Origin of the sequence: Nostoc sp. CCY 9925, from assembly GCF_963920935.1 — a bacterium.
Lineage (GTDB): Bacteria > Cyanobacteriota > Cyanobacteriia > Cyanobacteriales > Nostocaceae > Nostoc.
Map to the genome: position 1 here is coordinate 98,266 of NZ_CAWUDO010000016.1, position 12,216 is coordinate 110,481.

Annotated in this window: 9 protein-coding genes; 5 read left to right on the top strand and 4 right to left on the bottom strand. The window is 41.5% G+C overall.

Annotation, left to right across the window (positions count from 1 at the left end; translation table 11 throughout):
- The first annotated feature begins 121 nt into the window (after window positions 1-121).
- The 3 genes from eboE to ACM0OY_RS11445 all read left to right on the top strand — a co-directional run bounded on the left by eboE (window position 122) and on the right by ACM0OY_RS11445 (window position 4,575).
- Complete coding sequence (gene eboE / locus ACM0OY_RS11435; protein ID WP_414568972.1) at window positions 122-1,345, top strand: metabolite traffic protein EboE; 1,224 nt, start codon at window positions 122-124, stop codon at window positions 1,343-1,345.
- 14 nt (window positions 1,346-1,359) lie between these two features.
- The gene (locus ACM0OY_RS11440; RefSeq protein WP_414568973.1) at window positions 1,360-2,736 is read left to right on the top strand and encodes an alkaline phosphatase family protein; all 1,377 of its coding nucleotides are present in this window, start codon (window positions 1,360-1,362) and stop codon (window positions 2,734-2,736) included.
- A 345-nt stretch (window positions 2,737-3,081) separates the two neighbouring features.
- Entirely contained in the window at window positions 3,082-4,575 is a 1,494-nt protein-coding gene (locus ACM0OY_RS11445; protein ID WP_414568974.1) for a catalase, read from the top strand.
- 104 nt (window positions 4,576-4,679) lie between these two features.
- Here the strand turns inward: ACM0OY_RS11445 and ACM0OY_RS11450 are convergent, their stop codons facing one another.
- From ACM0OY_RS11450 to ACM0OY_RS11465, 4 genes are all read right to left on the bottom strand, one after another.
- Window positions 4,680-6,512: a tetratricopeptide repeat protein gene (locus ACM0OY_RS11450; RefSeq protein ID WP_414568975.1), complete on the bottom strand. Its 1,833-nt coding sequence runs from the start codon at window positions 6,510-6,512 to the stop codon at window positions 4,680-4,682.
- On the bottom strand, window positions 6,506-7,945 hold the full coding sequence (locus ACM0OY_RS11455; RefSeq protein ID WP_414568976.1) for an NB-ARC domain-containing protein: 1,440 nt from the start codon (window positions 7,943-7,945) through the stop codon (window positions 6,506-6,508). The genes ACM0OY_RS11450 and ACM0OY_RS11455 overlap by 7 nt, the downstream gene beginning before the upstream one ends.
- Window positions 7,946-7,953: 8 nt before the next feature.
- Entirely contained in the window at window positions 7,954-9,129 is a 1,176-nt protein-coding gene (locus tag ACM0OY_RS11460; RefSeq protein ID WP_414568977.1) for a hypothetical protein, read from the bottom strand.
- A gap of 155 nt (window positions 9,130-9,284) precedes the next feature.
- Entirely contained in the window at window positions 9,285-9,719 is a 435-nt protein-coding gene (locus ACM0OY_RS11465) for a hypothetical protein (protein WP_414568978.1), read from the bottom strand.
- 322 nt (window positions 9,720-10,041) lie between these two features.
- Between ACM0OY_RS11465 and aroC the strand changes: the two genes are divergently transcribed.
- Both aroC and ACM0OY_RS11475 read left to right on the top strand, forming a co-directional pair.
- Window positions 10,042-11,130, top strand: a complete 1,089-nt coding sequence (gene aroC / locus ACM0OY_RS11470; RefSeq protein WP_414568979.1) for a chorismate synthase — start codon at window positions 10,042-10,044, stop codon at window positions 11,128-11,130.
- A gap of 86 nt (window positions 11,131-11,216) precedes the next feature.
- Window positions 11,217-12,122 carry a hypothetical protein gene (locus tag ACM0OY_RS11475; RefSeq protein WP_414568980.1) on the top strand — a complete coding sequence of 302 codons (906 nt, stop codon included), beginning with the start codon at window positions 11,217-11,219 and terminating at the stop codon, window positions 12,120-12,122.
- The last annotated feature ends 94 nt before the right edge of the window (window positions 12,123-12,216 follow it).

Below are 12,216 nucleotides of genomic sequence, written 5' to 3' on the forward strand. Positions count from 1 at the left end.
CAGAGGCGCAGAACGGTTTTTCAAACTTGAATGATTACAAAATATTGTATACAACTCAATCTTTCTCTTTGCGTCTCTGCGACTCTGCGTGCAAATAAAAAATAGGGGATAAAACTAGAAAATGAAAATTATAAACAACAACTTCCATTTAACTTATTGCAGCAATATTCATCCCGGCGAAAGTTGGATAGAGGTCTTTGCAAATTTACAAAAATATATTCCCGAACTCAAATCACGTTTATCACCGACAGAAACTTTTGGGATTGGTTTGAGATTAGCAAATACAGCCGCCAAAGAACTTTTAGAAAGTAAGAATCTGGCTGAATTTCAAAAATGGCTAACTCAACAAGAGTTATACGTTTTTACCTTAAATGGATTTCCTTATGGCGGATTTCATCGACAGGTAGTCAAAGACCAAGTTTATGCACCAGATTGGTCTACAGAAGAACGGGTTAATTACACATTAAACCTTACACAAATTTTAGCAACTCTGTTACCAGAAGGACTTGATGGCGGAATTTCTACACTGCCATTATCGTATAAACCTTGGTGGGAAAAAGACCAAGCAACTTTTGAGACAGTGCTGAAAAAGAGTTGTTTGAATTTAGCATCAGTTGTTACAGAAATGATTCGCATCTGGGAAGAAACAGGAAAATTACTCCATATTGATTTGGAACCCGAGCCAGATGGATTAATTGAAAATACCTCAGAAGTAATTGATTTTTTCCAAAATTGGTTATTGCCAATTGGCGGTAATTATTTATCAGAAAAATTAAATATTGAACAGAGTTTAGCTGAAGCTAAATTGCTAGAACATGTTAGGCTTTGTTATGATACCTGCCATTTTTCAGTTGAATACGAGGAACCAAAATCTGTATTTGCACGTTTAGAATCAGCAGGAATTAAGATTGGTAAGGTTCAAATCAGTGCAGCAATTCAAGTAAAAATCCCTGCTGAAGTTGAAAAGCGTAGTTTAATAGTCGAACGCTTGCGTCCTTTTGCAGAATCTACCTATCTTCACCAAGTAATCGAACGTCGTAGCGATGGTACGCTATATCACTATCCGGATTTAGTCACTGCATTACCACATTTAGAACAATCTCTAGCTGAAGAATGGCGGACTCATTTTCATGTCCCTATTTTTATTCATGATTATCAAATATTGCAGTCTACGCAAGATGATATTGCTACTGTTTTGCATCTACTTCAAACAAACAATGCTTGCTCACATTTAGAAATCGAAACTTACACTTGGGATGTATTGCCATCAGAAATGAAGATAGATTTGCTGACTTCTATTCAGCGGGAATATGAATGGGTGTTAAAAGAACTCGCTGCAAATTAAAAGGAATTAAGTTTATGAAAAAAACGGTTATTTTAAATGTCGTGGGATTGACGCCAAGCTTACTAGGAAAAAATACCCCGTTTTTATCTGCTTGGGCGGCTATTGGTCAAGTGGTTCCAATCAAAACAGTATTACCTGCTGTAACTTGTTCTGTTCAGGCTACTTATTTAACCGGAAAATTTCCTGATGAACATGGAATTGTTGCTAATGGTTGGTACTTCCGCGATGAATGTGAAGTAAAATTTTGGCGACAATCTAATAAATTAGTACAGGCTCCCAAAGTTTGGGAAATTGCTAAATCAATTGATTCAAACTTCACTTGTGCCAACCTTTTTTGGTGGTACAATATGTATTCTTCGGTGGATTATGCCATTACACCGCGCCCGATGTATCCCGCAGATGGGAGAAAATTACCTGATATTTATACTTATCCTAGTGATGTGCGATCGCCAATTCAATCTGATTTAGGTCAATTCCCTTTATTTGATTTTTGGGGGCCAAAAACTTCAATTAATTCTAGTCAATGGATTGCCAATTCTGCAAAATGGATTGAGGAACGCTATAGCCCTACATTATCATTAGTTTATCTACCACATTTAGATTACTGTCTGCAAAAATTTGGTCACAATGAAACACACATTCAAGCAGATTTACAGCAAATTGATGCAGTTTGTGGCGATCTAATTGAATATTATCAAGCACGAAATACTCAAGTAATTATTCTTTCTGAGTATGGCATTACCCCAGTTTCTAAAGCTGTAGATTTGAACCGCGTGCTACGGAAAAATAATTTAATTGCTGTGCGGGAAGAATTGGGGCGAGAATTGCTCGATTTTGGTGCTAGCATTGCCTTTGCCGTTGCCGATCATCAAGTTGCTCATGTATATGTGAACGAGCCGGCGTACATCCCAAAAGTGCGATCGCTTTTAGAAGCCACTGAAGGCGTAGCCCAAGTTTTGGATGAACAGGGTAAACAAGCCTACCATCTCAATCATCCCAGATCTGGAGAGTTAGTGGCGATCGCTCAACCTGACGCTTGGTTTACCTACTATTATTGGCTCGATGATGCAAAAGCCCCTGATTTTGCTAGAACAGTAGATATCCACCGCAAACCCGGTTACGATCCTGTAGAACTTTTCCTCGATCCACAAATTAAATTTCCTCAGGGAAAAATCGCTCTCAAGTTACTTAAGAAACAACTCGGTTTTCGCTACCTCATGGATGTGATTCCTCTAGATGCTTCCTTAGTACGTGGCTCTCACGGTCATATTACTACTTCTGTTGATGAAGGGGCTTTATTTATCACCCATCAAACTCACCTTGTTGATGAAAATCTAATTGAGGCCACGGATGTTTGCTCGTTGATTCTCAAACATTTAAATCAAGATTAAGGAGTAGGGAAACTCTGGTGAGGGTGATTGCGCCATAACACCTAAAATGAAACACGAAGGATCATCACATCCCAAAGACGCGATAAATCGCCGTCTCTACAAAGGACTGATTATTGTAAAGACGGCGATTTATCGCCTCTCTCGTCTTAACCTCTAGGAGTTCTAAATATTGCTCCCAAAGATACAAAAAAAAGCCCTTGTAATTCATAGTCATTTCGAGTATGCTTTATTTATGAACTCATAATGACTATGAATTAGCTGATTATATTCAGTAGGTATTCGTTTATCTACTGACTAACAATATACTGTAGGCAATTTGAGTAACTTCACGGAGAACTTCTTTACATGACTGAACCCCAAAACTTGACAACTGCTGACGGCATTCCTGTTGCTGATAACCAGAACTCACTTACTGCGGGGTCACGTGGCCCTGTATTAATGCAGGATTTCCACTTACTAGAAAAGCTGGCTCATTTCAACAGAGAACGCATTCCTGAAAGAGTTGTCCATGCTAAAGGTGCTGCTGCTTTCGGTACTTTTACGGTTACAAATGATATCACACGCTACACGAAAGCCAAACTTTTTTCTGAGATTGGCAAAAAAACAGAAGTTCTGTTGCGTTTTTCTACGGTTGGCGGAGAAAAAGGTTCAGCAGATGCGGAACGCGATCCTAGAGGTTTTGCCATCAAGTTTTACACAGAAGAGGGCAACTGGGATATCACAGGTAACAATACTCCGATTTTCTTCATCCGTGACCCACTGAAGTTTCCTGATTTCATTCATACTCAAAAGCGGAATCCCCAAACGAATTGTAAAGACCACAATGCAAAATGGGATTTTTGGTCACTGAGTCCGGAATCGCTGCACCAGGTAACGATCCTGTTTTCCGACCGGGGAATTCCCAAAACCTATCGACACATGGACGGCTTTGGTAGCCATACTTTTAGCTTAATTAATGCTCAAGGCGATCGCGTTTGGTGTAAATTTCACTTTAAGACCTTGCAAGGACATCAAACCTTGACAGAGGAGGAATCGGGCAAGCTTAAGGGAGAAGATCCCGATCATGCGACTCGCGATCTATTTGAAGCGATCGCTCAAGGAGATTATCCCAAATGGCGGATGTGTATTCAAGTGATGACAGAGGAGCAAGCAGCAAAACATCGAGATAATCCCTTTGACTTGACAAAAGTTTGGAAGCACTCAGAATATCCCTTAATTGAAGTCGGGATATTAGAGCTAAATCGTAACCCAGAGAATTATTTTGCCGAAGTTGAACAAGCCGCTTTTAGTCCTAGTGCAGTGGTTCCTGGAGTTAGTTTTTCTCCAGACAAAATGCTTCAAGCTCGGATCTTTTCTTACCCAGATGCTCAACGGTATCGCTTGGGTGGTAATTATCAGCAACTACCAGTCAACCAGCCCAAATGTCCAGTGATACATTACCAGCGAGATGGCTTTATGGCATCGGGAAACAACGGCGGTAGCGCTCCCAACTATGAACCCAATAGTGCTGAGGGTACGCCCAAAGAAAATCCAGCTTATGCAGAGCCACCCAGCCACTTGGGCGATGTCACAGTCGATCGCTACAATCATCGTGAAGGAAACGACGATTATACTCAAGCAGGCGACCTCTATCGGTTAATGACTCCCGAACAGCAAGAACGTCTTGTGCAAAATATCGTTGGTAGCCTCAGCCAAGCAAAGCAAGATGTCCAAATGCGTCAACTTTGCCACTTTTTTAGAGCAGATGTTTCCTATGGTCTTCGTGTAGCTGAGGGGTTAGGCATTGCGATCGATCCTTCAATGTTCGGTGCTACTGCTCAACCTGTAGGTAACTGGTAGTTTCAGGTTTACCTACTGAAACTGCTGCTTAGATTTCCAACTTTCTGAAGAAGTCAGGGATCTGAGCAGCAACTTTTGTTTAAGAGTAACTACTATTCGACCTCTTAAGACTGACGACGCCGACATAAGATTTCCAAATTCTGACGAATTGTTATTGTAATGGGATGGTGTAGCCCTAGCTGCGGTTCAGCAATTTCTAAAGCTTGAATGTACAAAGGTTCGACTTCGCTGTAGCGTCCCTGTGAACAGTATAATATGGCCAAATTGTTCAAGGTATGTGCCACATCCGGGTGATATTCTCCCAGCAGGAGTCTTCTCATCTCCAAAGCTTGGATGAATAAAGTTTCCGCTTCTATGTAGCGTTCCTGTAAACGATAGAGTCCTGCTAAATTGTTGAGGATAACTGCCACATCTGGGTGAAATTCCCCCAACAGGCGTTTTGTTATCTCCAAAGCTTGGATAAACAAAGGTTCTGCTTTATTGTAGTGTCCCAAAGAAGAGTAGACGAATGCCAAATTGTTCAAGTTTTGTGCCACATCTGGGTGAGATTGCCCCAGCAGGCTTTTTCTCATGTCCAAAGCTCGGATGAACAAAGGTTCTGCTTTATTGTACTGTCCCACAGACGAGTTGAGGAATGCCAAATTGTTCAAACTAGTGGCCACATCCGCGTGAAATTCCCCCAGCAGCTGTCTTCTCATGTCCAAAGCTTTGATGAACAAAGTTTCTGCTACAGAATAGCGTCCCTGAGAACGGTAGAGTAATGCCAAATCGTTCAGGGTTTGTGCCACATCCAGGTGAGATTCTCCCAGCAGGCGTTTTTTCATCTTCAAAGCTTCGATAAACAAAGGTTCGGCTTCTCGATAGCGTCCCAAAGTACGGTAGAGTCCTGCCAAATTGTTCAGTCCAGTCGCTACATCCGAGTGAGATTCTCCTAGCAGGCGTTTTTTCATCTCCAATGCTTGCAGGAACAAAGGTTCAGCTTCGCTGTAGCGTCCTTGCAAACGGTAGAGTCCTGCTAAATTGTTCAGAGTCCTTGCTATATTGGGGTGAAATTCTCCCAGCAGGTGTTTTCTGATTTCCAATGCTTGCAGGAACAAAGGTTCGGCTTCGCTGTAGCGTCCCAGAGTACGGTAGAGTAATGCCAAATTGTTTAAGCTTTGTGCCACACTGGAGTGAGATTCGCCTAACAAGCGTTTTCTCATCTCCAATGCTCGCAGGAACAAAGGTTCGGCTTGTCTGTAGCGTCCTTGGGAGTCGTAAAGTAATGCCAAATTATTTAAGCTTTGTGCCACATTGGGGTGTGAGTCTCCAAAGCGTTCTTTTGTGGCTAATAAACTTTGTTCATACCAAGGTAAAACTTGCTCGTACCAAGTTAAAACTTGCTCACCAGCCCCTTGTGCTTGGTAAAATCTACCTAAGCCAACAAGAGCCGAAATTAACTCTTCATTGCTGAGCCAATCTTGATTAACTGTGGCGACTTCTGCAAGGTGAGGGATGGCAAAGGTTACTCGATCAATTTCTATCCCTGTGAGTGTTTGAGGAATCTTCCGCGCCATAGCTACCATTGCTTGACAAAACCCACGCTTAAGTTTGTCACTTTCAGCCAAATCTTCTAACTTCCGATGCAGTAATTCTTGAATGCGATCGTGAACTTGGTATGTGTCATCTGCCAATTTTTGCAGCAGATAACGCTCAACTAAAACTGTGCAGTTAGCTTTCAGGTCAAATTCCAAATGGCTATAACTTGCTGTTAATTGTACTAAATACCAGGGAATAGGAGCCAAAGCAAACAAACTTAATAGACAAGCTAATTTTTGTACCTCTGGTTCCAAGCACTCCCAATTTAACTCAAAGGCTACTACTACACCAGATTTCTTACCAGACTCGCCTGCCGATGCTGATAATTGCTGTAGCCGCGCAAGGATATCTGCTAGCATGATTCTCCCCCTAGCTCTCGGCATTGTGCTGCTATTAGATAAATTCCAACGGGTATATAACCTACAAATTCACAGAGTTTCTTTGCAAACTCTAATTCTTTCTCAACCCAATCTTTTCCTAACAGGTTTGTTAACAGTTCTAAAGCTGCATCTGGTGACAATGCACCTAACTCCAGCGATGGATATATTAACCCTGTGTTTTGCCTAGTGGTAATTAACACCTTAAAGTGAGAATCTCTGGGTGGTAGACAAGCTTGAATTTGCATCCAGTCTTTAACATCATCAAATACTAATAACACTTGGTCAGATTCCCAGTTACGCCAGCAATAGTTAAGTCGATTAGGTCGGCTTAATCCATAAGGAATACTAAAATCGCGAAGATTTAAAATCGCAAAATCTACTAGTTGTGTTATTAGATTAGTTCCTTGGGGATTTAACCAACAACACCCTCCGGGGTAATCTTCTAAAAATTGCCATGAGTATTGAATGGCTAACTCTGTTTTCCCCACCCCGCCTTGCCCAGTCACATCGGTAATTACCACAACATCATTCTCTTGTAATAGCTGACGCAATTGTTCTATTTGATCATCCCTACCCACAAATTTACGAGCTTGACTATGTTGAATATTATGCGGGATATCAAATGGATTGAAATGATATTTTTCAATATCTCCATTCCAATTGCGGTAATAAAAATAAGTCGGTAGTTGTTTTTTATTGAAGCTGGTAAATCGCTGCTTAACTGCTTCAGCAATTACTTTCATATTAGGTGGAAAAGTTCCATTAGCTTCAGCTAATGCTTCTCTCACTGCTTGAGAAAAGTAACCTGTTTTGGCTTCAGAATTTACCTCGGCTTTCTCTCCTTCACGCGTAGCTAGTAACACAAATTGTTGACTGTCTCGCCTTGGCTGTCCACTCAGAAAAGTTTTGCCACCTAGGTTAGTTGGTCTTCCCTTCAACTCTAAGACATAATTAGCACAAGCATCAATAATACAGATATGATTGCGAATCTGAAATCTATCTGAACTTAACAAAACTAATAAAGAATTGAAATCCACATTCTGCCAATTTTGTTTATTTGCATCAGCACAAATTAATCGACGTTCTCGTTCTGAGGTAATCAAACCATGTCCCGCCCAAAAAATGTAGAGTAAATCCCCCAGTTTTGGGGATAAAAAGTTAGTCACAATGTCGCAGATATTTTGCTCTGTTGCTAACTCTACATTTAACCCACATTCCCCAATTAACTGATGATTTTCTTCCAGCGTTGATAAACATAACCGGATATTCTCCTTCGGTACACCGCGCCGATGCAGCCAATGAGCAAATTTCAGCGCGTCATCGGCTGGCCCCCCACCCGGCACATTCCAAGTAGATTCATGGTACTTTTCAATACCCACAATTAACCCAAAAGTCCGCTCAGGTTTAGCCATAACATCCATTATGGCAACCTCGAAATAATCGCCTCCCAGGTTTTAGCATTTGTCCAATAAGCACCGTGGGAACGGGGAAATGGTTGTCTGCTATCCACTTGCACATCCTGCACCCTATCAGGAAAAATATTCTTAGCAACGTAACTGAGAAAATCCCGTAAATCGTAGATATTTAACCATTCGGGGAAATGCTCTGGCAATAACTCTCCATATTTTAAGCTGTAGAGGGCGTTAATCTCATATAAAAATGGTGCTTGGGAACCAACTGTCACTAATAATTCCACCTGAGATAATTGCTGTTGCACTAGCAAATCTACACAAGCGATACCTCCCAAACTATGGGCGATTAAAACTACTGGCGGTTCTGCTTGTTCGATTTGTTGCTGGATAAACTCCCTGATTTTTTCACCCCGCGTCAGATACAACAAAATATCACCAGGCATAGGCGAAATTTTATCAGTTAACTCCAGGCGGTTTCCTCTGACATAATTTGTTCCGCCGTGCTGCGCTAATTCAACAAGTGGCTTTAATAACCAGCCACCCAATCCTAACTCTGCCTCTCCCAAAGCCAAAGTTAGCAATTCCACAACTTTATCGCGCAATTGGGCATCGGTGAGTATGGGGGGAAATTTTTCTTGCTGTTCGCTAATAAACATTGCTTGAGCCACAATTGCTCTAGCTATTGCTGCATAATATTCACTCAAATCAGATTCGGAAACTGTGAGCAATGCCCGTTCATACGGTTGGCTGTGGATAATAACCTCTCGTGCTGGCTCAAATACCTCTGCAATTCCCGCCTCTTGCAACTTAGCTTCCAGTTGAGATGCTGGAGTGAGACTGGCTACACGAGATTGTAAAACATCCCCCGGTTCTTCCCCAAAGGGATTTCCTGACTCAATCGGTTTTAAAGACAACAGCCGCAATTCATACAGAGGATCGCGGTATAATTGTCCCCACAACACAATATCTGCGTCTTCTTCTCCTGGAGATAAAGCCAGCGTCGCATCTTCCAAGGGTACTGATGCCCGATTATTATTGAACTTCGCACCTAATACACCCCAAAGGCAGGGAGCAACTTTGATATCAGGACGTTGGGCGTGAATTTTTTGCTCAATTATCTGAAAAGTTTCGTTGTATTCTCGTTCCCTAATGCCAGTGCCATGTACAAATATTACGGTAGTCACAATAATTCGTAATTTATAATTCGTAATTCGTAATTTTTACCCCATACCTGAAGTTAGGAGCTTGAAATAATGATACTACCCGTTGTTATATTTCCATTGATGAATCAAGGGGCTTGTACCTATTTAATTACGAATTACGAATTACGAATTACGAATTAGTAATTATCACTTGGTTTATTAAATACTTCTAAAATCTGTCTGCATATCTGTTTGAGCTTATCTCCAATTTCAGTAGAAGGGGAAGATGCGCCGACAATACTCCAGTTTTCCACCGTAGAGAGTCGCCACGCCTCGCCCCGATGATCGAATCCAGCGACCTCCACACCGATCGCTCGCCGGGAATTATTGATGGGATCTTGATAAAATCGGATTTGAATTAACACGCTGCGACTTCGCCAAGATTTACTAATACCAGGAAAGTGAAAGCCAATATCTATAGAATCTGGATCGATTAACTGCCTAGTTTCCGGGTCATTCTTCCAGGGTTTGAGGTCAGATTTGGCATCAGGAAACTCGAATTTGAACAAATTAACTACCGTAGCAATCTTGCCGGCGAGTTCAAGGTTAGTTGCCTGTTCAGATGCGTTCACTAAAAAACACTCCTATATTGCGTCGGCGTCTGGGGAAAGATGAAGACAGGAAAACGCCAGAAGGCTTATACCATTGGTGTTTCAGCTTATCAAGACCTTAGAAATTTCGCAACTTTAAATCAGGTTTCCCTAACAATATTCTGATTAACAGACGCGAAAAATCGCTTCTTGTTGGGACTGAGTAGCACCTATTAAGTAATTGTACTTAAAAAATTCAAAAACAGCAGATGAAACTACTCAAAAGCCCTGCCCATAAGCGGGCTGGGTCACTTTACACTAGAGTGGATAGATAAGCCTCACCCTTTTTTCTCACTCAATAATCATGGGTAACACTTTTGGTCATCTATTCCGGATTACTACTTTTGGCGAGTCTCACGGCGGTGGCGTGGGAGTTGTGATTGATGGTTGTCCTCCGCAACTAGAAATTTCGGCACAAGAAATCCAAGTTGAACTAGATAGAAGGCGGCCGGGACAAAGTAAAATTACGACACCTCGGAAAGAAGCGGATACCTGCGAGATTTTATCAGGGGTATTTGAGGGCAAAACTTTGGGAACGCCGATATCAATTTTGGTGCGAAACAAAGACACTCGTCCGCAAGACTATGATGAGATGGCCGAAAAGTATCGCCCTTCTCATGCCGATGCAACTTATGATGCAAAATATGGGATTCGCAATTGGCAGGGTGGGGGTAGGTCGTCAGCGCGTGAGACAATTGGTAGAGTAGCGGCAGGTGCGATCGCTAAAAAAATTCTCCGCCAAGTTGCTAATGTGGAAGTTATTGGTTACGTCAAGCGCATCAAAGATTTAGAAGGTGTAGTGGATGCAAATACTGTTACTTTAGAACAAGTGGAAAGCAACATCGTCCGCTGTCCTGATGCTGAATGCGCCGAACGCATGATTGAATTAATCGAGCAAACTGGCAGACAAGGCGATTCTATTGGCGGTGTAGTAGAATGTGTGGCGCGAAATGTCCCCAAAGGTTTGGGCGAACCAGTATTTGATAAATTAGAAGCTGATATTGCTAAAGGTGTGATGTCTTTGCCTGCTAGCAAAGGTTTTGAAATAGGTTCCGGCTTTGGCGGAACGCTGTTAACAGGAATTGAGCATAACGACGAATTTTATATTGATGAAAATGGCGAAATTCGCACCGTAACTAACCGTTCTGGTGGCATTCAAGGGGGAATTTCCAATGGAGAAAATATTATTTTGCGAGTTGCTTTTAAGCCGACAGCAACAATTAGAAAAGAACAAAAAACAGTCACTCGTGAAGGCGAAGAAACGCTTTTAGCCGCAAAAGGAAGACACGATCCTTGTGTGTTACCGCGTGCAGTTCCGATGGTTGAAGCAATGGTGGCGTTGGTGTTGTGCGACCATTTACTGCGGCATCACGGTCAGTGTAAGGTGCTGTAAAGTTACACTCTGACTAAGAGAAAATATTTTTTTCTAGGGTGGGTATCTATAACTAACTCGCCCTTTTTTACTAGTGTTTTCAACAAATGACCAGATTCATTCATGACCAATTTGCGAAAGACTACCTTGAACAATTACTCACGCCATACGGTGAAGTTCAAGCACCCCGGCGAGTTGCAGGAGAAGTTAGACAAATTGACGTTTATTTTATTCCCAAACCACAATCAACCACTATTCCAAACACGCTAGGTTTATTAGGTCAGTTTGCCGCTACTCCATCCTTATTTGAGCCTTTTCGTAACGCTGCATCTGCTACAGAAATTTGCGATTGTATCTTAAAACTATTAGAGGTACGCGGCGATTTACAACGACAAGCAAATCGAAATAGCACTCGCATTCTCGAATCTGATTTACCAAAATTATGGATTTTTACACCCACAGCATCAGCCCAAATATTATCAGGATTTGGTGCTAACCCAAAAGATGACTACTTGCCTGGGATACACTTCATGCCAGAATATTTGCGTACTGCTATAGTCGCAATTCATCAGTTACCTTCTATCCCAGAAACTTTATGGTTAAGAATCATCGGTAGAGGAAACGTTCAAAAGCAAGCAATTGACGAATTAGAAGCGCTTACTCCTGATAACCCTTTCCGCAAAGCAACGTTAGAATTATTGTACAACTTACAACAAAACTTACAAGTTACTCAAAATCAAAACGAAGAAGACAGGGAATTGCTTATGCGATTAGCACCACTTTACCAACAAGACCGAGAACAAGCGATACAAGAAGGGGAACAACGAGGAATTCAGCAAGGAGTTCAGCAAGGAGAACGTTTGGTAGTGGAAAATTTGCTTAAAGTTCGCTTTGGTGAAATAGATAATCAGCTTCAAGCAATTATAGAACCTTTATTAAGTTTGCCACCAGAAGAGTTTACGCCTTTACTCTTACAGTTATCGCGTCAAGAATTAATTGATAGGTTTCGCTAATATCAAATCATTTTGATTTTGGGTTTGTTTTACTCATGAATCAGTAAACCAAAAAGTTTTTCTCCAAAGAGCGATCGCTAAAATATTTACATTT